The organism is Botrimarina colliarenosi (assembly GCF_007859955.1).
GTDB classification, from domain to species: domain Bacteria; phylum Planctomycetota; class Planctomycetia; order Pirellulales; family Lacipirellulaceae; genus Botrimarina; species Botrimarina colliarenosi.
The window spans coordinates 348,981-371,962 of record NZ_SJPR01000004.1 but is presented as its reverse complement, the minus strand read 5'-3'; the positions used below and the strand labels follow the sequence as shown (position 1 = coordinate 371,962).

Sequence of the window (22,982 nt, the reverse complement as noted above, 5' to 3'; positions counted from 1 at the left end):
GTTCTAACTCGTGTTGGGGGCGGGCAGAAAGTTGCCGCCCTCGCAGTAGAGTCGGCCCGGTGACGTGCGTCAAGCTTTTGAGGTGGAAAATCCGAAATACTTGCGGTCCCCTACCCCCGCAGGCGGGGGGGTGTCGGGGATAGCAGACCGGACGACACCGCCCCAAGGAGCGTGACCGAGCGCAATCCCGCTGCTAGGCGAGGGGTTTCGGGGTCGACGACGCCGTCCGCCGCCGCCTCGTCGAGCGACGCATAGGCCTCGCGGAGCGTGTGTTTGAGGAAGATCAGCCGGGCGTCCCAGCACGCGGCAATCCGGGCGGCGATGGCGTCGCTCGTCGTTCGCCAGCCGATTCGCAGCCGCTCACCGTCGGCAGACGGCTCCTGTTCGCGGAGCCAGCGGCCGCTACGCAGCGCCCAATCGCCATCGCTCACGGGGATTCGCTCGGTCAGCCGGGCGGAAGGGATCCAATCCGCTAGCAGGGCGGCGTTGGCGTCCATCAACGCGATCGCCCCCCAGTGGGTCGCCTCGGCCGACAGCGGGTTGGCGGCGTCGATTCGCCGCAACCCGTCGACCGCCGCGCCGCCGCCGGCAAGGAGCAGCCGCGTCTGGTCGGGCCGCGTCGTCGCGGCGAGCCACTCCGCGACCCGGCCCATCGCCCCCGGCTCGGCCAGCAGGCTGCCACCAATCTTGATGACGAGGCGTTCAGCCATGGACCGACCTCAACTCGGCCCAACCCAGTTCCGCCGCCGCTAGCACGGCCGCCGCATGGGCGGGGAAACAAGCCGCCGCTGGATCGCCGACATGGTCGGAAATCCGCTCGACCGGCGTCCGCCACCCGAGGCGCCGCTGCGCCCGGCGGGCGAGAAACTCTCCCTCGCCTGAGACGTACACCCGATGCGGTACGGGCGACTGCCGCTCGATCGCCGCGGCGACCAGCGCTTCCTGCGTAGCGGCGATGCACCGAGCGGCCGCCAACGCGTCGGCCTCGTCGAACGTCTCTCGATCGGCGCCGACGCAGCGGGCCAAGCGGTCACGCGCCGCCGGCGGTGTGAGCGGGCGGCCGTCGGCCGTGCCGGTGTCTTCCTCGTCCGCTTCGATCTCACCGAGCAGCAGCCAGGCGTCGGCCGTGGTCGCGAACCACTCAGCCGCCACGGGGCACGATTGGCCGCGGTAGGGGAGGGCGTCGACAACGGCGCAAACCGGCGTGCGTCGGACGCCCGTGTAAATGAGCTCGCCATTCATCAGCCGCTCGGTGTCGTTGATTCCGCGGGCGCCGCATCGGCCTTTGGTGAGGGGAATCACGTCGACCGTGGTGGAGCCCGTATCAATCCAAAGGGCTATCTCGGCTCCGCTGGCGAGTGCGACAAGCCGCGCCGCGACTCGCCAGTTGGCGGCCGCGACGGTGTGCGGTGTGGCGATCGCCTCGGCGGGTGGCAACCAGCGGTCGTCCACCGTGGCGACACGGATCGTGGGCGTTGGTGTGGCGGCAAGGGCGGCTTCGACGATCGATCGGACCCCTTCTGCTTTCGTTGCGTAGCAATCGGCTAGCTCGCCGGTCATTGTCAACGCCATGCCAAGGGCACCATTGGTGGCTCCACTGGTGCCGAACGCGGACAGCAGATCGCATAGCGCCCCGGACAAACGTTCGGGTTCTTGCCAAAGCGGAAATGGCGTCGAGACCGCTCGCCCGCGGCCGTCGGCGATTTTGAGATTCGCCCCGCCGATGTCCAGACCGATCCACGACGGAGCGTCGGGGGGAGCTAGCCAGGGCATGCGGCGTGGGTGGTGGGAAGCGGGTTGGGGATTCCTCCGGGAGCTGACGCTTCCCGGCTCGCTATTGACTCGCTGGCAGCGAGCCGGGAAGCGTCAGCTCCCGGAGTGCGCCACCAACGACCTTACGTCCAGTAGACCGCCCCATCGGCGTCAAACGCCAGCGGGCGCGGGTTGAAGTCGAAGTGGGGGCGATCGCCGCGAGCGGCGGCGATCATCGCCCCGGCGAGGCCCCCGGCTGTCACGCGCCGCAGCCCGACATACGACGTCGTCAGCCGCGGGTTCACTTCGATGACGACGTCGAGCGACCCGTCGGGGTCGTCGCCTAAGATCAGATCGACCCCCGCCCAGCCAATTAAGGGGGGCAACGCGGCGACAGCTCGAAGGGCGAGCCCCGTCGCCCGCTCGGCGAGGCCGGGCGCGAGCGGCGTCGAGCCGCCGAGGTAAGCGAGCCGGCCATCCGACGACAGGCGTTGTCGACAAGGCGGTAGCGGAAGTGGTTCGGCGCCGGCGACGCCGATCACCGCGACGCTCGCCGCGACGCCCGGCGTGTAGCGTTCGAGCCGTCGCGGCCAAGCGTAGGCAGGCGGCTGGTCAGAGGCGTGAGCCACGACGTGCGTGTCTTGCGAGCCGGCGCCGTCGATGGGCTTAAGCACCGCCGGGTAGGGGAAGTCAGTCGGCAGCGGCGTGTCGGACTCGATTCGCACCGCCTGCGGTACCGCGACGCCGGCCGCCATGAGAGCGGCGCCGGTTTGCTCCTTGTCCGCCGCGACCGCGACGAACGCCGAGCCGGGCGAGAGCAGCGGCACACGGTTCGCCTCGAGCCGTAGCACGGTCCGCAGCAGCACGCCGTCGGTTTCCGGGGCGATGACGAGCACGCCGTCCGTCTGGGAAGCGGCTTCGAACAACGCGGCGTCGTGGTCGGCACGGCTGGCGACCTCGATCACGTCGGCCCCCGATGTCGCGAGGTGCGGCAGTCGCAGGTCACGCAGCACGGTGGGCCGGACGCCTTCGATCCCCGCCGCGTCCGCCGTGACGGCCTGCACCATCGCAAGGCCTTCCCGCAGCAGGGAATCGGGCAGCGCCCCTTCACTCCCGACCAGCCCGCCGCCGGTGACCCACTCGTAGATCAGGAGCCGCATTACTTGGACGCCATCGAAACCTGCACCACGTCGGGCTCCGACTCACGCAAGAGGTCCTCGACACGGCGGCCGGTGCGGGTCGCTTCATAGAGGACGCCGGCCCGGAAACTGCTGCGAACCATCGGCCCTGAGGCGACGCCAGCAAAGCCAAGCTCGTAAGCCTGGTCGCGGTAGCGGTCGAACTGCTCGGGCGTCACGTAGCGGTCAACGGGCAGGAACCGCTCGCCGGGGCGGCCGGGCGTCAGGTACTGGCCGAGCGTGACAATGTCGACGCCCGCCTCGTCACGCAACCGGCGCATCGCGTCCCGCACCTCGGCGTCGGTCTCGCCGAGGCCGACCATCAGGCTGCTCTTGGTCGCCAAGTCGGGGCGGAGCCGCTTGGCCTCTCGCAAGATCGCCAGCGACTGGTCGTACGACGCCCGCGGGTCCCGCACGTCCTTATCGAGCCGCGGCACACACTCAACGTTGTGCGCGAACACCTTAAGAGGCAGCGGCGCGAAATCCCTCTCCTCCGTTTTCGGGGGAGAGGACGGGGAATAAGAAGTGGCGCCCCCTAGCAGTTGGTGCAGCGCGTCGAGGTCGCCAGCAAGGTCGCTCCCAAGCAGCTCGATGCCGACTTCCGGCAAGCGGGCGTGGACCGCCTCGATGCACGCCCGATAATGCCCGGCGCCGCCGTCGGGCTGGTCGTCGCGGTTAACGACCGTCACGACAACGAACTTCAGGCCCATCCGCTCCACGGCGTTCGCCAGGTGCTGTGGCTCGTCGACGTCGGGCAGGGCGGGGGCTTTGAGCGTCTGGATGCTACAGAACCGGCAACCGCGGGTGCACTCCTTGCCGGCGATCATGAAGGTCGCCGTGCCGCGACCCCAGCAGTCGTGGATGTTGGGGCAGCGGGCCTCTTCACAGACGGTGTTCAGCGCGTTGCCGTCGACCGCGTTGTGGGTCCGGTTATAGAGCCGTAGCGCGTCGCCCGACGGCAACTCGGCCCGCAGCCAGGACGGCAGGCGGGGGCGGGTGGTCTTGGCGTCGCGGGCAGTCGAGGGGGGCATGCTTTCCTAACCGTAGGCGGTGCGGTAAGGATCACAGTATCGCACCGTGCCGACTTCATGGAAACGCCCCGGCTTCAGCGAAACGCCACCCGCCATGCGACCGATTACGCTGCTTGTGATCCTCGACGAGGACGCCGATTGCGACCCCCACGCCGCCGAAGAGGCCGCCCGGGCGGCGCTGCCGGGCGTGGTGATCGAGCGGGTTCTGCCCCTGGAGGAGGAGCGGCTCGGCGCCTGGCTGCGGGCCAACCGGGCCCGCCGTTGCCGCACCGTGCAGGACGTGCTGCGGACCCCCGAACGCCAGCAGCCCGTCGTGATCGACATCGATCTTTGAGCCGCTAGCCTCGGGCGGCGTCACGCACCGTTCCACCAGAGCAATCGTCAGGCGATCCGCTCGCCCGTCTCATCGGAAGCAAAGAGGTGGACGCCGCCCGGGGCGATCCCCAACGGCGCCGTCTCCGGAACCGCGGCGCCCGCCGCAAGTCGCACCACCCACGGCGCCGCTGCGCCGCCGATGTCGTAGTGGGCGAGCGTCTCGTGGCCGAGGTGTTCGACGATCGCCAGACGACCGTCTCCAATCGCCGGTTCGCCGTCTCGGGCGAGGCGGAGGTCTTCGGCGCGGGCGCCGAGCGTCAACGGTCCGTCGGAGGCGTCCACGGACCAAGCGAATCGTCCCGCGACGAAGCGTCCCGCCGCGACGACGCCGTCGACGAGGTTCATCGCGGGGCTGCCGACGTAGGTCGCTGCAAAGCGGTTCGCCGGGCGTTGATACACTTCGAGCGGCGCGCCGACTTGGCGGACGACGCCTCGATCCATCACCACCAGCCGGTCGGCGAGGGTCATCGCTTCGGCTTGGTCGTGCGTCACGTAAAGCGTCGTCGTGCCCGACTCCCGAAGCAGCGTCGCCAACTCGGCGCGGAGCTGGGTGCGGAGCGGGCCGTCGAGACTGGACAGCGGCTCGTCGAGCAGCAGCACCGAGGGGCTCCGCACCAACGCCCGGCCGAGCGCCACGCGGCGCCGTTCGCCACCGGAGAGTTCCTCGGGCCGGCGGTCCTGCAACGCCGCGACGCCGAGCCGCTCGGCCATCTCGCCGACGCGGCGGTCGATCTCGGCCCGCGGCGTCCCGCGCATTTTAAGACCAAACCCGAGGTTCTGCCGCACGGAGAGGTGCGGGTAGAGCGCGTCGCCCTGCATCGCCATCGCGACGTCGCGCTCACCGGGCGCCACCCCGTTAACGACCCGCTCGCCGATCCGCACCTCGCCCGCCGTGGGCGATTCGAGGCCGGCCGCCAGCCGCAGCGTGGTCGTCTTGCCGCACCCACTGGGCCCCAGCAGCACGACGACTTCGCCATCGGCGACCGACAGATCGATACCCCGCACGGCATGGGCGCCGCCCGGGTAACGCTTGTGGACGGCGGAGAACGTGAGGGTGGCCAAAGGGGGAATTGTTGGAACGCGTCCCGGGTGGGGGTGCTGTTTGCTGCTATTTAATCGGGACCGCCAAGGCGCCAAGAACGCCCAGTTCCGCCAAAAGTCTTGAACCACAAAGGAACAAAGGAACAACGACGTTCAAGCTAGGGCGTAGGCGCCCTTTGTCGCCATTGTTCCTCGGTGGTTCCCCTTTTTTGAGTCCAGCAGCGGCTGCCCTCGGCGATTCTTGGCTTCTTGGCGGTTCTCAAAACCGGCCTGCCATCCTATCGGATCGTTTGCGACACTGCTGGTCTCGTTTTAGTCACTCTGCTCCGCCGCTCCCTACGCACGGTTCTCGTTGTGTCTAACAATTCGTCGGCCAAATCGGGCCTTGACCCGTCCAATCAACTCCCGCTGCCGCGCCAGATGCTGCGGGCCTGCGCCCGCAACCGGTTCCGCCGCAAGGTGACCGACTCGACCGGAGCGGAGCTCGCCGGCGGCCAGCTGCTGACGAAGACGCTCGTGTTGCGGCGGCTGCTGGAGCGGCACGTCCTGTCGCCGGATGAAAAGCGGGTCGGCGTGCTGCTGCCGCCGGCGACCGGGGGCGTGGTCGTCAACGCGGCGCTTGCGCTGATGGGCCGCGTCGCGGTGAACCTCAACTACTCGGCCTCCGAAGAGACGATCAACGCCTGCATCGCGGCCGCCGGCCTCAAGCACGTGCTCACCAGCGAGAAAGTGCTCGACAAACTCGGGATCACGCTGGCGTGCGAAGCGGTCAAGCTCGAGTCGTTCAAGGACAAGCCCACCCTCGGCGACAAGCTGGCCGGCGTCATTGGCGGCTACCTCACGCCGATCGCCACGCTCGAGCGCAAGCTGGGTCTCACGTCGATCGCTATGGACGAACCGGTCACGATCATCTTCACGAGCGGATCGACCGGCCGGCCGAAGGGGGTTGTCCTCTCGCACCGCAACATCGTTTCCAACATCCGCGCGTTCGAGAGCGCCGTCCACCTCGACGCCGACGACGTGCTGCTCGGCATCCTGCCGTTCTTCCACGCCTTTGGCTACACCGTGACGCTGTGGGCGCCGTTGATCCTCGACCTTGCCAGCGCGTACCACTTCAACCCGCTTGACGCCCGTCAGGTCGGCAAGCTCTGCCGCGAGACCGGGGCGACGATCCTATTGAGCACGCCGACGTTCCTCCGCAGCTACATCAAGCGGGCGCCGCCGGAGGACTTCGCGTCGCTCGACGTGGTGGTGGTCGGCGCCGAGAAGATGCCGATCCCCGTCGCCGAAGCGTTCGAGAAGCGCTTCGGCGTGCGGCCGGTGGAGGGTTACGGCGCCACCGAACTTTCGCCGGTCGCCGCGGTTAACATCCCGCCGTCGCGTTCGCGGACAACCGACACCGACCTCCGCGAAGGGAGCATCGGGCGGCCCCTACCGGGCGTGAAGGCCCGCATTGTTGACCCCGATACCGGCGTCGAGCTGCCCGCTGACACCGAGGGGATGCTCGAGATGGGCGGCCCGAACCTGATGTGCGGCTACCTCGACGACGACGCCAAGACGGCCGAAGTCGTGAAGGACGGCTGGTACGTCACCGGCGACATGGCCCGCATCGACCCCGACGGGTTTATTCACATCACGGGCCGCCAGAGCCGCTTCTCAAAAATCGGCGGCGAGATGGTCCCCCACCTGCGTGTCGAGGAAGAGATCCAAGAGATCCTCGCCGGCGAGGACGAGGAGCTCCAACTCGCCGTCGTGACCGGCGTCCCCGACGAGAAGAAAGGTGAGAAGTTGGTGGTGGTCCACCTGCCCGTCAAGCCGACTCCCGACGAGGTGATCGCCGCCCTCCGTACCCGCGGCCTCCCGAATCTATGGATCCCCTCCGCCGATTGCTTCATGGAGGTGCCCGAACTGCCGCTCCTGGGCTCGGGCAAGCTCGATTTGAAAGGGCTCGCAAGCGTGGCGCTGGCAAAGTTCGGAGCCAAGTAACGCGGCGATCGATTTAATAAGGAACTGGTGGATTTTGTGGATTGCCGGCGTCTTTTGGCGTATTTCCCGCCGCATTCAGCTAGGCCCGGCCCAGCCGTCTAGCTACTCTGCGGACATGATCGCCACAAGTGATTCGCCCGCTGCCCCTCCCGAAGCGGTCTCGATCGGCGACGGGCCCTCCACGCCGATGGCCGCCGCCGGCTCGGTCGATCGGCCGGCGGGCGTGTGTGGTCAGGTCGTCTGGCCTTATGCGATAGCCTTCCTGCTGTTCCATGCGGCGTTGCCGCTGATGGCGTTGCCCTGGCTGTTCAGTTGGACCGGGCTGCTGATGGTGCCGCTTGGGAATTACATATTTTGCTCGACCGGCATCGGGCTCTGTTACCACCGCACGCTGACCCACCGCGGTCTGGTGATGCCGAAGTGGCTAGAGCACAGTTTTGCGACGCTTGGCGTCTGCAGTTTGATGGACTCGCCCGCGCGGTGGGTCGCCGTTCACCGGCGGCACCACCAGCATTCGGATCATCAACCCGACCCCCACACGCCGAAGGCCGGCTTCTGGTGGTCGCACTTCGAGTGGCTGCTGCGCGAGAACGCCGAGACCCGTGGCATGGCGTTCTACGAAAAGTACGCCCGCGACGTGCTCGCCGACCGGTACTACATGGCGATCGAGCGCTACTACCTGTGGGCCTGGATTTACGGGATCCACGCGGCGCTGTTCTTTGCGACCGGTTTGGCGATCGGTTGGGCGACCAGCGGCAGCTACGCCGAGGGCGTCCGGTTCGGCGCCAGCTTGCTGTTCTGGGGCGTCGTCGTGCGGACGGTCTACACCTGGCACATCACGTGGGCGGTCAACTCCATCACCCACACCTACGGATACCGCAACTACGAGACCAGCGACAGCAGCACCAACCACTGGGCGATCGCGGTGCTGACCAACGGCGAGGGGTGGCACAACAACCACCACGCCGAGCCCCGCGCCGCGGCGCACGGGCACCGCTGGTGGGAATTCGACATGACCTGGAACACGATCCGCTTCCTGAAAGCGGTCGGCCTGGCGAAAGAGGTCGTCGAGCCCCGCGTCTGGAAGAAGGCCGCCGCCGGGGCGCTCCGCTCCTAGGGCCGGAGCCAGTAGGATCGTAGGGCCGGTTTTGGTCCCGATTCTTCCCGATTGAGCGAGTCCCACGATGCCGCTGCTTGGCGCCCACATGTCGATCGCGGGGGGCTACTACAAAGCGGTCAACGCCGCCGCGACCGCCGGTTGTGACTGCGTGCAGTTGTTCACCAAGAACAACAACCAGTGGGCCGGCAAGCCGCTCACCGACAAGGATTGCGAGGCCTTCAAAGGGGCGCTCGCCGAGCATGGGATCACGCACCCGATCTCGCACGACTCGTACTTGATCAACCTCGGCTCGCCCGCCGACGAGCTCTGGAAGAAGTCGATCGACGCGCTGGTGATCGAGCTGCAGCGGGCCGAGCAGTTGGGCATCCCCTACGTCGTCGCCCACCCCGGCGCCTTCACGACCAGCAGCGAGGAGGCGGGCCTCCAACGGATCGCGGCGGGGCTCGATGAGGTCCATCGGCAGACGCCGAAGATCGCCGCCCAGGTGCTGCTCGAGACCACCGCCGGGCAGGGGTCGAACCTTGGTTGGCGCTTCGAGCACCTCGCCGAGATCATCGCCCAGGCGGCCGACCCCGACCGACTAGGCGTCTGCTTCGACACGTGCCACGTCTTCGCCGCTGGCTACGCGATGCAGGACAAAAAGGACTACCTGGCGACAATGCGCGAGCTCGACAAGACCGTCGGCTGCGACCGGGTGAAGGCGTTTCATGTGAACGACTCGCTGAAGCCGCAAGGTTCCCGGGTCGACCGTCACGCGGCGATCGGCGAGGGCGAGATGGGCCTCGAGCCGTTCCGCCATCTAATGAACGACCGGCGGTTCAAAAAGGTCCCGATGTACCTCGAGACGCCCAAGGGCGACCGCGACGGGGAGGACCTCGACGTCATCAACCTCCGGACACTGCGGTCGCTTGTTGCGTAACGGAGTCAAGTAACCACGAGGCACAAAGGACACAAAAACTAAGAAAGCGCCCATGAGTAACGCGAATCGCTGCGAATCCTCTTGATCACAAATCATCCGCGGCGATTCGCGTTATTCGTGGGCTGACAGCCTTATTCTTTCGGTGTTCATTGCGCCTTGGTGGTTCGTTTTAAAGAGGTTGTGAGGGCTTGGCCTTGCAGACGATTGCTCACGGCCGGGTCAAAGTTTTGACCTGCTGGGGGCCTCGCGGTAGACTCGCGGCGTCCGAGTCCCCCGAGCCTCTAGGGCGTCGCCGATGGGCGTCACCTACTACAAGCGCTTCCGCATGGAAGCCGACCTCCGCCGTGATTGGCGGCGGCCGGCGCTTCCCGCCGGTTATCGGTACGCCCGCTGGTCGGCCGACCGGCTGCTCGAACACGCCGAGGCGAAGTTCCACGCGTTCCACGCCGAGATCGACGCCGGGGTGTTCCCCTGCCTCGCGGACGAGGATGGCTGCCTGCGGCTGATGGAAGAGATCGCCAGCAAGCCAGGCTTCTTGCCCGAGGCGACCTGGCTGGTGGAGTACGTCGACGCGCCGGGCCCGCCCGAGCCGATCGGCACCATCCAAGGGGTCCGGATCACGCCGCGGTACGGCAGCATCCAGAACGTCGGCGTCACGCCGTGGGGCCGCGGCCGGGGCATCGGCCGGGCGCTGGTGATGGCGGCGCTCGAGGGCTTCGGCGAAGTCGGCCTGCAGCGGGCGACGCTCGAAGTGACCGCCACCAACACGCCCGCCGTGGCGATGTATGAGTCGCTCGGTTTCCGCCGCGTACGGACCAGCTACCGAGCGGTCGAGTTCGATTACGCCTGAGCCGTCGCCCCGCTCACATTTAGTTAGAGGCTAGGGGAGGAGAAGGCCGCCCTGGTACGCAGGGGAGAGATTCGGCAACGCTCCGAGCTTCGATAGTTGGCGCAGGTTGGTTCCAGCGACTGGGTCTTTGATTCCGGGGCCGATTTTGACGCGAGCTAACTCGTGTTGAACGATGAAATCGACGCTGCCGTCGAGCTATCGCAATTGACGGAGGTGAGCTGCGGCTTGGTGAGCCCCGGAAAGCGGCCCAGCACGCCGCGTCCGGGTGCGGCACAACCTCAAAGGTCGTCGCGACCGACGCGAATTGGCGGTCTCGCTACCCGCGGTCGGTTGAGGCATCCGCTGCGCGGCATTCTGGCTACCGGAAGCCCTCGGTAACGATTCCCGATTCCTGAATAAACCCAATCGACTTGATCCGACTGTCCGTCCATTTCTCCAGATCTCACCGCCGGCCAGGCGAAAAGAGGCTGCGGAGAATCCGTCGACCCACCATACCACGTTGCCTAGAACGCCAACCATCTCCAGGCGAAACTCGATGCCTTCTGCGTGGAACAAGCTAACACATCTTCTCTGGAGCACTCCTGCTTCAGCCCCTGTACTGCTTCCTTGAAAGCAGGAAAGAGTACCGCAGCGGATTGAAGTGAGCGGCACGCTCCGCTATCCTAAAGTACACCAAAACTGCCGAAACGGGTGTGCTCAAGCTCGTGCACGCGACTGGGGGCTCAACAGAGCGGTCCTGTCCTATGTAAGGATAGAATTGTCAATCAGTGGGACCTGATAAAGACAATCCGCGGATCGGCGGACCCCAGCCAATTCGGCAGGAGAGATCGGAATGGGTGAGGAATTAGAAGCGACCGTTTGCGCAACGGCTTTGCAGCAGGAAGTTGCCGATCGGTTTGGCCTATTGCCGAACTTCTTCCAATTGGGCCCCGACACACCGGAAATTACCAGGAACCTGTGGGGCTTTGCTAAGTTCGGCTATCTCGACAACCCGCTCCCGTCTTCGTTCAAGGAACGGCTGTTCGTCTACCTCTCGCAGTTCTGTGATGTTCGGTACTGTATCTCCCGCCACGTTGGGTTCCTGGTTGGTCTTGGCCGACCCGCGGGCGACCGCGACTGTCCGCCCGAGACCATCGAGGAAGTCGTACGGCTGATTCGACGCCCTTTGCCTCGGGGCCGAGAGCTCGATCCTTACCTGGAATTCTGTCGTTCCTGTGAAGCTCCGCTCGACACGTTTCCCGACGCCGAGTCGTTCGCCGAGGAGGCATTGTTTGCATGCTGTTCCCATGTGTTCCTGCAGAACGAAGACGCCGCCAGGAGTCTCGAAGTGCTCCGCTGCGCCTGTGGAGAAACCAACCTGCAATACCTGCTGGTATTCCTCACGTTCGTAAGGACGGCACACTTCTGGACGAAGGTACACCCCGAGCTTCAACACGAACGCGACATATCTGAGCTGCTAAACGTACAGGAGGCCTTGGCCAAGTGCGTGTTGGACGACTCCAACAAAAGCGACGGCGAGACTGCCCAGGTCCTGGTTAAAGAGCTGATCGAACTGCGAAAGGATCGTGAGCAAGCCGAGTTGCTGAAGGTCACTCTCTCCTGCATTGGCGACGCGGTGGTCGTGACTGATGAGAAGGGACGCGTCGCGAGTTTGAATCCTGTCGCCGAGCAACTCACTGGCTGGTCGGGGCATGACGCTCACGGTAAGCCCGTGCAAGAGATTTTTCGGATCGTCAATGAGCAAACCCGGGAGGAAGAGGCTAACCCTGCCGAAAGGGCCCTCCGTGAGGGCTGCGTAGTGGGCTTAGCTAACCACACCGTTCTCCTCACGCGGGACGGCAGAGAGTTGCCGATCGACGACAGCGCCGCGCCCATCCGCAATACGGACGGTGCTGTGGTGGGGTGCGTGTTGGTCTTCCGGGATGTAACGCAGCGGCGTGACTCCGAGCTTCGCGTCCGGCATAGCGAAGAACGATACCGAGCGTTGGGGACCGCTACCTCGCAGATTGTGTGGACCACCAACCCGGATGGCCACACGATCGAGGACTCGCCTTCGTGGCGGGCGTACACGGGCCAGAGTTTCGAGCAGTGGAAGGGGTTGGGCTGGCTGAACGCGATCGACCCTGAGGACCGCGAGCGAACGGCCGAAGTCTGGTCGCGAGCCGTGCGAGACAAAAGCATCTATACCATCGAGTACCGGGTGCTGCGGCATGACGGAAAGTTCCGGTGGATGTCGGTGCGGGGGGTCCCGGTCATCGGCGACGACGGAAACGTTCGAGAATGGATCGGCGCCAACACGGACATCACCGTGCTCAAACGCGCCGAGTCCGAAGCAGCAGAACGGACGCGGCTGGTCGCTGTGAGAGCCGATGTAAGCACCTCACTAGTTCTGAGGGAGGAAACTTCCACGGCGTTGCAGGCCTGTTGCGAAGCGCTGGTGGAGCACCTCGGAGTAGCGTTCGTCCGCATCTGGACCATGGATCAACCGGAAGGCGATCTGGTGCTCAAGGCAAGCGCCGGTCAGTACACGCACCTTGATGGACCTCACAGCCGCATCCAGTACGGTGCGTTTAAGATTGGTCGTATAGCAGCCACCCAGCAGCCTCACCTGACAAACGACGTGCCGAACGACCCGAACGTCAGTGATGCTGAATGGGCGGCCGAGCAAGGCATGGTCTCATTCGCTGGATACCCGCTGCTGGCCGAAGGTAAGGTGCGAGGCGTCATTGCGATGTTTGGCCGCGAGGCATTCTCTGACGTGGTGTTTAGCGGCCTTGTGCCGCTCGCAGAGCAAGTCGCTCAGTTCTTGCAGCGCAAAGAGGCAGACGCCGCGCTCCGCGAGAGAGAATTGAGGTACCGGATGGTTGGCCAGGCGGCCAACGACGCGATCTGGGACTGGGACCTCGCAACCAACAAGGTCACCTGGAACGAAGGAGTGCAAGTCCGCTTCGGGTATTCGGAGATGCAGGTCGGCGAAGACGCTACCTGGTGGGTCGAGCACATCCACCCCGACGACCGCCAGCGAGTCGTGGACAGCATCCACGCTGTCATCGGTGGCAGCGACGACCTCTGGCTCGAAGAGTACCGTTTCCAACGAGCCGACGGCACCTTCGCATCGCTGCTCGACCGAGGCCGAGTGCTCCGTGACGAGCAGGGCCAGCCGATCCGCATGGTGGGATCTATGCTCGATCTCACTGAGAAACTCGAGATCGAGCGAGAGTTGCAAGAGGCCCGATCCCGCTTGGATTCAACCCTCTCGGCCGCCGAAGTAGGAACCTGGGAATTCGATCCGATCAAAGATGTTGTTAGGGCCGATCTGAACCTTGCGAAAATGTTTGGCATTTCTGTCGACGATTCCAACGGCCAATCACTTTCGGCCTTTATCGGTTCGATACATCCCGACGACCGGCAAAGGGTGATCACCGCGGTCGAAGAGTCGCTCGAAGGAGGGGAGACCTACGAGACTGAATACCGGCTCGCGATCGGCGATTCCGGCGTTCGCTGGGTGATCGCCCGGGGGAGGGTCGAACGAGACGCCGCCGGGCAGGCCGTACGAATGCCGGGCGTTGTGGTGGATATCACCGACCGCAAACAGTTTGAAGAAGCGCTGCTGGACAGCGAAGAGCGGCTGCACCTGGCTCTGGAAGCAGCTGAGCTCGGCACTTGGAACATAGACCCCTCTAGCGTCCAACTCACCACTGACGAGCGGTTCCGCATTATCTTCCAAGGACAGGATCAGCCTATTAGCTACGAGGAGGCTGTAGCCGCTCTCCACCCCGATGATCGTCAACGAGTGATTGATGCGATCGCGGCCGCCACCTCTCCAACCGACCCAACAACCTATGCGGAAGAGTACCGCGTAATTCATCCCAGCGGAGACGTCCGCTGGGTCTACGCGAAGGGGCGCGCAAGCTTCGAGGACGGTGAGCGGGGCCGCCGCGTCACTAGCTTTGACGGGACCCTGATGGATGTCACGGAGCAACGCCGGATGCGGGAGGAACTGCAAGAAATTGCCGCTAAACTTGCAGAAGCCGACCGCCGCAAAGATGTGTTCCTGGCGACCCTGGCGCACGAGCTCCGCAACCCGCTCGCTCCGATCCGGACCGGTCTTGAGTTGTTGCGACTATCAAAGGATGACCCAGATGCTTCGGAGGCGACGCGCCTAGTGATGGAGCGGCAGACGTTGCAGCTGATCGCGCTAGTCGACGACCTACTGGACGTCTCACGGATCACGCGTGGCAACCTTAACTTACGCCGGGCCAGGGTGAGGTTGGATGAAGTAGTGCGTAGCGCGGTCGAAGCCTCGACTCCACTAATAGAAGAGGCGAATCACCGGCTCACGGTGGCGCTACCCAACACGCCCACTTGGCTAGACGTCGACCCAAATCGGATGGCTCAAGTCTTCTCGAACTTGCTGACCAATGCGGCCAGGTACACGCCGCCTGGGGGAAGCATCGATCTAACATGCAGCATCGGTGACGGCGAAGTAGTCGTCAGCGTCAAGGATTCTGGCGTCGGGATCCCGGCGGATTTGCAGCAACGAGTATTTGACATGTTCGACCAGGGAGGACGATCTATAGAGAACGGCCACGCGGGACTTGGGATCGGCTTGACGCTAGTGAAGACTCTGGTTGAGATGCACGATGGAACCGTTGAGGTCGAAAGTGAAGGCGCGGGCGCAGGCAGTGAATTCCGCATCCGGCTTCCGCTCCCAGCCGATCACGCTGATGCCGAGAACGAGCGAGATTGCGAAGCGAACATCGAGGAGCTACCAACCGACTTCGGGCTCCGCGTTCTGGTGGTCGATGACAACCGAGGCGCAGCGCACTTGCTAAGCGTGCTTTGCCAGAAGTTTGGCAATGACGTCCGCAAGGCAAGCGATGGACTCCAAGCTGTCGAGGAAGCGGCGCACTTCCGCCCACAAGTTGTGCTGATGGACATGCACATGCCGGTGCTTGACGGGTGTGAAGCAGCGCGTCGGATCCGGACCGAGCCCTGGGGAAAAACGATCACCCTGGTCGCCGTCACGGGCAACGGCCAGGAGGTAGACCGGCAGCGGTCCAAGGCGGCGGGCTTCGATAATCACCTTGTGAAGCCTATCGGCGCCGCCGATCTACAGCAGCTATTCTTGAGCATTTAGTCTCGAATCGACTTTACTGCTGGATATCAACTCACCGGCGCCAAAGATTGAATCAGCAGAGGTTGGTCCACCGAATGGCATTTAGTTCTTGCTAACCCCTTTGAGGATATCGAGTTTGGTTTCAGCTCGTGATTTCATGAGGAGGTCGTACGGGGCCTTTCGCTTTTTCTTCCGTCGGGGCTCGAAGCGATCGGGCCGGTCGGCGACCCGGTGGGTGGCGATGGCGTCGAGCAGCTCTTGGTAGAAGTGACTGCGACGTGAACGGTTGCGTGGCCCGATCTGCGTGATCAAGGGTTGGAAGGCTTCGAGCGTTTGCATTGCTCCCTTGAAGCTGAGCGTCCGAGGCAGCCGCCGTGCTTCGCGGCGGCCTGCGCCATGACCGTCCGGATCAGGTTGTAGGCCAACAGATGGGCCCAAGCTTCCTTACGGACCAGCTCGGGCGTCTTGCATCGCAAGGCATCCATCTGCATCGTCGTCTTGATCGACCGCAGGTCGAGCTCTTGGTTCCAACGCGCCCGGTACAACTCGGCCAAGTCTTCCTTCGGGTACTGTTTCGGGTCGAGCAGCGTCGTGACGACGATGATCTCCTTCGTCCGGAAGCCGGGCGTTGTGATGCGAACCCGCGCCTCGCGGACCGTCAGCCAGTCGGGCAGTGCGTGATAAGTCGGCCAGTCGATGGTTCGGATCGAGCTGGGCTTCGACCATTGGACGATGTGATCTTCCTTCCCGAGCCGCTGCCCAAGTCGGAAGTCCGCGCTGCGGTGGGCTCGGTTCATGCGGCTCACGAAGTCAATCCCCCGCCGCTTCAGCGTGAGGATCTCCTTCCAAGTCCCCAGCTTGCAGTCGGTCAATAAGACATCGCCCTCGACGAGCACGCCCCACAGACGTTGAAGCAAGGTGACCTCCCCGGTCCCTTTGCCGGCGTACGGGCAGAATCCCAGGTTCAGCACCGCGCCCGTGCACAACGACGAGATTACGCCCAGCCGAGCGATCGGGAAGCCGGCGCCCGGCTTCGACTGACTCGTCTGCGGGTACTCGGCTTGGTTGGCCGCCGTGTCGGGCATGGTGACGGTCGATCCATCGAACATCCGGACCCGGCGTCCCTTCCAGAGCCACTCTTTCTTAACGTGGGCGTCGAGCGATCGCCCTGTCTCGCGGACCGCTTCGGCGAAGAACGCCTCCGGCAGTCGCTTGCGAGCTTGGCAGTACGCGCCGGTCTCAGCGGAGCAACGGCTCTCGCCACCGGCAACCCGGTGAGCGATCAACCTCGCGACGGCCGCTCGACACGAGTGATCGGCGCTGAGCACCTGGCCGAGGAAGACCCACAGCGTCACCATCGGCGTGTAGATCCGATCGACCCAACCGCCCTCGATAGCGGCGAGTGCGGTTGATAACGTCTGCGCGCCGAGAACGTCGCCAAACGGCAGGCCGTCGTCTTGCAAGAACTGCCGGCGCAGAAAGCTGATCTGGCTCCGACAGCGTCCGTCGGTAGCACTTCGCATCGCGGGGCCTCCTTGCCTTGGATGGGTTGTCTGACAACTCCCATCTAGGCGAGCGAGGCCCTTCTTCGTAGGTCAATTCCACGCAACGACTTGCGGCGAACTAAGTGCCATTCGATGGACCTGCCGCATGGAGTTACGCCCGCCGGTAGGTCGCTTAGGTCCTCCGCCGGCTGGGACACCGCCCCTAGTTCCGCAGGGCGTCACGGGGGCCTGCCGGCCGTCTCGCATCGGCGGGAGTTGACATCACCGCGGTGAGATGCCGCTGGGTTCGACGAAGCCTCGGCGTGAAGTGGCAGAGCGACTTACCATGCGCAAATCCGCACGACGGTGGGCGGTCCCGCAGATCGACGGATACCCGCCCTATCCCCTCCCGGAAACGGAGCGCACATCTTCCTACGGCAGCTGGAAGCCGAAGCGTTGTTCGCCGATCTGGAACGCCGCGCCGCTTGTGAGCTCGGTCCGTTTGGTGATCGCGACCCAGAGGCCGTTGGTCGTGCCGAGGTCGACGACCTGCCAGCGGCCTTTGGTCACTTCGAGCCGCAGGCCCTGCGGGTCGAGGTAGGGGCTGTCGAGCAAGAACGGCAGGCACGCCTTCGGGTCGGAGCCGATCGAATGGACGCCCGGCGGCAGCGCGATCCGCTCTTCCTCCGCCGACGGCGCCACCCGCACCAGCGACGCCTCGCCCGTCGCGCTTTGGACGAACCGCACGAGCTCGCCGGCGAGCAGCACCTCGTCGCCGTCATCGAGCGTCGTTTGACGGGCCCGCAGGAACGTGCCGTTGGTGCTGCGGAGGTCGCCGAGGTACCAGCGCCACGTCTCCCCCTCCTGGACACGGTCGATGCGGGCGTGGCGTCGCGACATCTGCCGCTCGTGACCAACAACGAGGTCGCCGTCCTGCCGACCGATGACGAAGGGGGTCTGCCTTATCCGAACCGACTCGTAGCCACGCTGGTCGTCGTCGTAGAGGTGCAGCACGGCCATTGGTGGCCGCCGGGTGGGCCGGAAGGGGGGCGTCGCGAGAATCGTCGGGCGTGTCGAACTCCGCGCGCGATGGCTCGACGGCGAGGGGTCGCTGAGGCTCGGCTGGTCGGCTTGGCTGTCGGTCGAGGACTGCCCTTCGGGGAGTTCGATCGTTGAGTCGACCGAGAAGTCGATCTCGGCGAGCGTGCCGCTCGATGGCGGGTCGGACCGTTCGCTGAAGCCGTCGTCCAACGAGTCGGGGTTGAACGAATCGGGCGCCGGCGGCGTGTCGGCCGAGGCGTCGACGCCGAGCGAGTCGTCGTGCTCGTCGTCACGGGCCATCCGTCCGATCGCGTTCTGCACCTGGTCCTCGCGCGCAATCCGCGCCGCGCGCCGGATGAACTCCAGCGGGTCGTTCGGCGGCGATCCGTCGCGGGGGGGCATAGCGGCTGGCCGGCTTAACGAAGCGAGCCGATTAAATCGAGAGGGGCCGGATTAATAGAAACGTGTCGACTAAATAAACCTTGCCATCTAAATAAACCTCGAGAGCCGCATGATCTCGTCACGCAACGCCTGTCGCGCACGGTGGCAGAGGCCGCGGGCGGCGCCGGTGCTGACGCTCAGACGCTCGGCGACCTCCTCGAGCGAGAGGTCGTCGAGGTAGCGGAGTTGGACGATCTCGCGGTAGTTGTCGGGCAGGTTGGCCAGGGCGACCTGGAAGGCGCCGCGCAGTTCGCCCGACATGGCGAGCGTTCCGGCGCCGGGCCCTCCCTCGGCGACCGCCCCCATGAGGCTTTGATAGCCCGATTGCGAAGCCGACCCCGCGGGGGCGCCGGCCTGTTTGGCGAGCTGCTCGCGGCCGCGCGACCGCGTCGCGTCGATCAACTTACGGCTGGCGATGGTCTTGAGCCAAGCAAAGAAGGCGCCCGGTCCCTTCGATTCGAACGAGCCGATCGACTTGAAAACCTGCAGGTAGGTCTGCTGCAGCAGGTCGTCCGCCGCGACCTTGGCCTGGAGATTCGCCGGGACGCTGCGCTCGATAAACCGCAGCAGTTGGTCGTGCCGGCCAACGAGCAGCGTCTCGAGGGCCGCCTGATCGCCCTGGACCGCCCGCCCGACAAGGGCCTCCTCGTCGGGACCGGTCGGGGGCGGCGATTCGTTTAGCGGCGACGCCATGCAACTCGGTAACAAGAGGGGCAGCGGTACGCTAGGAGAGTGAGCGGCGCCTGGCACGGGCCGCCGACTTTCCCTGTTATACCTGCTAGCGAGCCGCGCTTCGACCGCCGCGGCGCCATCCCCGCTAAAACCACCTTCCTGACGCCACCCGGCTGGCTAAGCTGGGGCGTTAGAGCCAACCTTGCCGATCGCCAAGGGCGGTGATCGGCCGCGGCGTCGAACTTGCCACCCTCGGTTCCCGACTATGGCGACGCGCCCCAACACCTCGAACCACGACGCGGGCCGGGGCAACCCCGTCCGGACCGCGGCGCCGCTGTTGGTCCGTTTCTTCGGCGGCGGCGACGAGATGCGGGGCGTCAACGGCGACTACTTCACGGTGGGCGATTCGGGTGACGAGGATGTCACGCTACCCACGGCGATGCGGCGACGCGAGTCGACGCGACTACGGTTCAGCCGCGGCGCCGAAGGCTGGCGCGTGACCGCGGCCGACGATGTCCCGCTGTATGTCAATCAGCGGCGCGTGGTGGGCCTTACCGCGATCGAGTCGGGTGACGTCGTGCGGATGGCCCCCGGGGCGCCCGGTCTGCAGTTCTTGATGCGGCGGCAAGACGCCACGCTGGCGCGCCTCGCAACCCGTAATGCGACTCGCCGCACGGCTCCGCCGGCCGCGAAGTTGCCGTCTACGATCGAGGCGTCGGCGGACGCCGCTGCCACACGGCCGGCGTTCGCGTTTTCATTGACGCTCCCGGTCATCCTGGGCCTCGTTGCGGTCGTGCTCGGCGCGTCGCTGTTGGGTTACCTAGCGGGACAGATGCGAACCGCGCCAGCTGTCACGACCCCGTCGGTGAACGACGCCCCGGCAGCGGAGTCGAACGAATGAGCGACGCCCTCGCCGCGAGCCCACCGACAAATCCGGCCGATGGTTCAACGTCGGCGATCGGCATCGACCTCGGCACAACCACCTGCGCGGCGGCGCGGCTAACCGCGGCGGGCGAACTCTCCTGCTACTTGCTTGAGGAGGGCCGCTATTTGCTCCCCAGCGTGTTGCACCTGGGCGACGCCGTCACGGCGGGCGAGCAGGCGCTGCGGCGCGGCTACGACGACGCCGAGGGCGTTGTCGAAGCGTTCAAACGCGACATGGGCCAGCCCCACTTCAACCGCCAGGTACGGGGCCACTGGACACCTCCCGAGGTGCTCAGCGCGCTGCTGCTCGACGCGATCCGCAAGACCGTCCAGGCCGACGCGACGACCCGCCGGGCCGTCATCACGGTTCCGGCTTATTTCGACGAACGCCGCCGCAAGGCGACGCTCGAGGCGGGCCGGCTCGCCGGTCTCGAGGTGGTCGACCTCGTCAACGAACCGGTCGCGGCCGCCCTGGCGGAGCTTCACCACTCCGGCCGCCTCGACCCCGCTACGGCCCCGGCGAAGCCGCAGAATGTCGTCGTCTACGACCTGGGTGGCGGCACGTTCGACGTCTCGGTGCTCCGTGTCGAGGGGAGCGAAGTGACGACGCTTGCCTCGGATGGCGACGTCCGGCTCGGCGGGCGTGATTTCGATCAGCGGATTCTCGACTACGTGGCGGACCGTTTCCGCGACCGCCACGGGCTCGACCCGCGGAGCGACCTCGCGCTGGTGCAGCGGCTCTGGCGGCAATGCGAGCGGGCCAAGCACGAGCTCTCGGAGATCGAAGCGACGAGTGTCGCCTGTTCCTTCGCCGGCAAGGAGTTGGCGGTCGAGCTGTCTCGGCCGGTCTTCTTCGGGCTGATCGCCCCGCTGCTAGAGAGGACGCTCGCCACGTCGACCGACGCGATCGAGCAAGCGGGCCTCGGTTGGGAACAGATCGATCAAGTGCTGCTCGTCGGCGGTTCGAGCCGTATCCCGGCCGTCGCCCAACGCGTCGAGGCCGAGACCGGCATCCGGCCGACCTTGTCGCACGACCCCGACCTCGCCGTCGCGCGAGGGGCCGCCCTGTTCGCCGCGCTCGACACCGCGCCGACGCTCGCCAAGCTCACCGTGGTGAACGTCAACGCCCACAGCCTCGGCGTCGCGGGGGTCGACCCCCGGACGGGCGAGGGGGTCAACCGCATCATCATCCCGCGAAACTCTCGGCTGCCCGCGGCGAAGCGGCAGAAGTTCGTCACGAAGTCGGCCGGACAGAAGTCGATCAAGATCAACATCGTCGAGGGCGAGAACGAGAACCCCGAGTACTGCGTCCCGGTCGGGACCTGCGTCGCGACGCTCGCCCCGAACCTGCCGGCGCAGACCGAGGTGGTCGTCACCTGCCGGCTCGGGACGAACGGGACGCTCTCGGTCTCCTGCCTGGTGCCGGCGACCGCCGAGGGCGCCCACGTCGAGATCCGTCGCGACGGTCTGCTGGAGCTCGAGTCGCTCGATGTCTGGCGGAGCCGCCTTCTCGGGCGCGCCGTCGACGAACGTGACGCCGACGCGCCCGACTCGGCCGCGGAGCTCCCCTACGCCCCGCCCGTCGATAGCGACGACCCGGCCGCCATCGTCGGGCGGATCGACTACCTGTGCCAAGGCGCCGCCGACCTGTATCTGGGCGAGTCGGTCTCGCATCCGACCGAACGGGCGCGCGAGCAATGGCTCGCCGCCGAACAAGAGCACGCCGCGCTCGCGCAACTGCTGAGCGAGGTCCTCCGCGACTTGCGGCGAGAGGCGGATCAGACAGAGAAGACTCGCCTGCAATCCGCCGCGGCGGCGCTGCGGATCCAGCTCGGCGAAGCGGAGAACCTGCTGCGCTACGCCAAGGTGGCGTTCGGGGGCCTCTGCCTCGAGAACGAGCGGACGCTCCCCGACGCGGAAGACGCGGCTGACGAGCTTTATGATCTGCGCGGGATGCTCGCTTAGTCCGCTCGCAGGGGCGACATCACGTGGGATCGCAATACGGAAGGGCAGGGCCCAACGGCTTACGGCAAGAAGAACACCATGCCCGTAGCGGTGAGTCCCTCAAACAACAGGCCGCGGAAGCTCCATTCGGGCTTCAGCAGTTGATGAGGATTACACGAACCGGGCCGGTAGTTGCCGAGTACATAGCTACACTCGTCGGGCGGGCTAGCGCCCATCGCGTAGGGGAGGGCGGGCACGACCGCAAAGAAATGGGCCGCGCTGAGGGCCGACTGCGAGAGGTTGTCCCCTTCGCAAACGGCGACGTAGTGGCCGTAACGCTCGACATTCGGCTGCTCGAAGTAGAGCGGCCGTGTGTAGACAGCGGGGGCGGCCCAGGTCAGCAGCTGCGGCGCGAAGCGGGCCGGGGCGAGCGACGCCTCGGCGGCCGGCGCGTCCCACGAGCCGAACTGATCGAGCGACGCGTCGCGGATCGCGACCTCGTCCTTGAGCTTGGCGAGGTTCGCCACGAGCTCGGGGTCGGCGGCCGCGTCGAGCGTCAGCGTCACGATCGGGCGGTTCAGTCCCGAGCCGCTCGCGGCGGTCTCTTGTGGTGAGGGGGCGAGGGTTGGCATCCACTCGGTCGGCGCCGGGATCCGCTCCAACGCTTGCGCGAACCGGACGATCTCGTCGTCGTTGAGCTCGATCGCCTGCACCGCGGACTCGCCGGCCGGCGTTGGGTCGTTCGTCGGTTCTTCGGCGCCGTCGTAGGAACCGTTGACGACGATGTCGAACAGGTCGGGCGATTCGGAGGTTTCCCCCGCGGTGTCGCTCGCGATGACGACTCCCGCCGCGGGCTGCGGGCCCTCGGCCCTGCCCACCGACGACGACGCCAGCGCGGCGAGGATTGTCACGTAGCCCAGGATTGTCACTCGGACAAGTCGATTGGTGAGTGAGTATCGCATAGCAACTCGCCCGTTACGGAGGTTCGCGCGGCGCGGGAAGAGCGGGAAGAGACCGTCTTCTGGGGTAAATCGGCCCGCCGGCAGGGTCAGGTTGTGGCAAAGTGTGCCGATTGTGCCGATACTGCGGCCTCGGGGCCGACCGC

At 65.8% G+C, this 22,982-nt stretch carries 18 protein-coding genes; 8 read left to right on the top strand and 10 right to left on the bottom strand.

What is annotated here, in order from left to right; translation table 11 throughout:
* Positions 1 to 110 precede the first annotated feature (110 nt).
* The 4 genes from Pla108_RS15550 to Pla108_RS15535 all read right to left on the bottom strand — a co-directional run bounded on the left by Pla108_RS15550 (position 111) and on the right by Pla108_RS15535 (position 3,961).
* A complete protein-coding gene (locus tag Pla108_RS15550; protein WP_146445877.1) occupies positions 111 to 710 on the bottom strand; it encodes an amino acid kinase family protein in 600 nt (199 codons plus the stop codon).
* Complete coding sequence (locus Pla108_RS15545; RefSeq protein WP_146445876.1) at positions 703 to 1,773, bottom strand: hydantoinase/oxoprolinase family protein; 1,071 nt, start codon at positions 1,771 to 1,773, stop codon at positions 703 to 705. The genes Pla108_RS15550 and Pla108_RS15545 overlap by 8 nt, the downstream gene beginning before the upstream one ends.
* 122 nt (positions 1,774 to 1,895) lie before the next feature.
* Positions 1,896 to 2,912: an ATP-grasp domain-containing protein gene (locus Pla108_RS15540; RefSeq protein WP_146445875.1), complete on the bottom strand. Its 1,017-nt coding sequence runs from the start codon at positions 2,910 to 2,912 to the stop codon at positions 1,896 to 1,898.
* Positions 2,912 to 3,961: a lipoyl synthase gene (locus Pla108_RS15535; RefSeq protein WP_146445874.1), complete on the bottom strand. Its 1,050-nt coding sequence runs from the start codon at positions 3,959 to 3,961 to the stop codon at positions 2,912 to 2,914. Before Pla108_RS15535 ends, Pla108_RS15540 begins: the two co-directional genes overlap by 1 nt.
* Before the next feature lie 94 nt (positions 3,962 to 4,055).
* Between Pla108_RS15535 and Pla108_RS15530 the strand changes: the two genes are divergently transcribed.
* Positions 4,056 to 4,295: a hypothetical protein gene (locus Pla108_RS15530; RefSeq protein ID WP_146445873.1), complete on the top strand. Its 240-nt coding sequence runs from the start codon at positions 4,056 to 4,058 to the stop codon at positions 4,293 to 4,295.
* A 47-nt stretch (positions 4,296 to 4,342) separates the two neighbouring features.
* Here Pla108_RS15530 and Pla108_RS15525 read toward each other — a convergent pair whose 3' ends face one another.
* Positions 4,343 to 5,398 (bottom strand): ABC transporter ATP-binding protein, encoded by a 1,056-nt coding sequence (locus Pla108_RS15525; RefSeq protein WP_146445872.1) that lies wholly within the window; start codon positions 5,396 to 5,398, stop codon positions 4,343 to 4,345.
* 333 nt (positions 5,399 to 5,731) lie between these two features.
* Here Pla108_RS15525 and Pla108_RS15520 point away from each other — a divergent pair, with 333 nt between their 5' ends.
* From Pla108_RS15520 to Pla108_RS15500, 5 genes are all read left to right on the top strand, one after another.
* The gene (locus tag Pla108_RS15520) at positions 5,732 to 7,363 is read left to right on the top strand and encodes an AMP-binding protein (protein ID WP_146445871.1); all 1,632 of its coding nucleotides are present in this window, start codon (positions 5,732 to 5,734) and stop codon (positions 7,361 to 7,363) included.
* Between the two features lie 115 nt (positions 7,364 to 7,478).
* The gene (locus tag Pla108_RS15515) at positions 7,479 to 8,480 is read left to right on the top strand and encodes an acyl-CoA desaturase (RefSeq protein WP_146445870.1); all 1,002 of its coding nucleotides are present in this window, start codon (positions 7,479 to 7,481) and stop codon (positions 8,478 to 8,480) included.
* A 67-nt stretch (positions 8,481 to 8,547) separates the two neighbouring features.
* Positions 8,548 to 9,402: a deoxyribonuclease IV gene (locus Pla108_RS15510; protein ID WP_146445869.1), complete on the top strand. Its 855-nt coding sequence runs from the start codon at positions 8,548 to 8,550 to the stop codon at positions 9,400 to 9,402.
* Positions 9,403 to 9,697: 295 nt separating this feature from the next.
* Complete coding sequence (locus tag Pla108_RS15505; RefSeq protein ID WP_146445868.1) at positions 9,698 to 10,252, top strand: GNAT family N-acetyltransferase; 555 nt, start codon at positions 9,698 to 9,700, stop codon at positions 10,250 to 10,252.
* An 832-nt stretch (positions 10,253 to 11,084) separates the two neighbouring features.
* Entirely contained in the window at positions 11,085 to 15,392 is a 4,308-nt protein-coding gene (locus Pla108_RS15500) for a PAS domain-containing protein (protein ID WP_146445867.1), read from the top strand.
* Between the two features lie 81 nt (positions 15,393 to 15,473).
* On the opposite strand, the gene Pla108_RS21650 is transcribed toward Pla108_RS15500, so the two are convergent.
* The 4 genes from Pla108_RS21650 to Pla108_RS15485 form a co-directional block, all read right to left on the bottom strand.
* Positions 15,474 to 15,710, bottom strand: coding sequence for a hypothetical protein (locus Pla108_RS21650; protein WP_390615857.1), 237 nt, complete (start codon positions 15,708 to 15,710; stop codon positions 15,474 to 15,476).
* Positions 15,680 to 16,894, bottom strand: a complete 1,215-nt coding sequence (locus tag Pla108_RS15495; protein WP_390615855.1) for an IS4 family transposase — start codon at positions 16,892 to 16,894, stop codon at positions 15,680 to 15,682. Before Pla108_RS15495 ends, Pla108_RS21650 begins: the two co-directional genes overlap by 31 nt.
* Positions 16,895 to 17,287: 393 nt before the next feature.
* Complete coding sequence (locus tag Pla108_RS15490) at positions 17,288 to 18,298, bottom strand: FHA domain-containing protein (protein ID WP_146445866.1); 1,011 nt, start codon at positions 18,296 to 18,298, stop codon at positions 17,288 to 17,290.
* 87 nt (positions 18,299 to 18,385) lie between these two features.
* Entirely contained in the window at positions 18,386 to 19,030 is a 645-nt protein-coding gene (locus Pla108_RS15485; protein ID WP_146445865.1) for an RNA polymerase sigma factor, read from the bottom strand.
* A gap of 244 nt (positions 19,031 to 19,274) precedes the next feature.
* On the opposite strand from Pla108_RS15485, the gene Pla108_RS15480 reads away from it, so the two are divergent.
* Together Pla108_RS15480 and Pla108_RS15475 are read left to right on the top strand one after the other, a co-directional pair.
* Positions 19,275 to 19,910 carry a hypothetical protein gene (locus tag Pla108_RS15480; protein ID WP_146445864.1) on the top strand — a complete coding sequence of 212 codons (636 nt, stop codon included), beginning with the start codon at positions 19,275 to 19,277 and terminating at the stop codon, positions 19,908 to 19,910.
* The gene (locus tag Pla108_RS15475) at positions 19,907 to 21,898 is read left to right on the top strand and encodes an Hsp70 family protein (RefSeq protein ID WP_146445863.1); all 1,992 of its coding nucleotides are present in this window, start codon (positions 19,907 to 19,909) and stop codon (positions 21,896 to 21,898) included. Before Pla108_RS15480 ends, Pla108_RS15475 begins: the two co-directional genes overlap by 4 nt.
* Positions 21,899 to 21,957: 59 nt before the next feature.
* Here the strand turns inward: Pla108_RS15475 and Pla108_RS15470 are convergent, their stop codons facing one another.
* Positions 21,958 to 22,839: a hypothetical protein gene (locus tag Pla108_RS15470; protein WP_146445862.1), complete on the bottom strand. Its 882-nt coding sequence runs from the start codon at positions 22,837 to 22,839 to the stop codon at positions 21,958 to 21,960.
* Positions 22,840 to 22,982 lie beyond the last annotated feature (143 nt).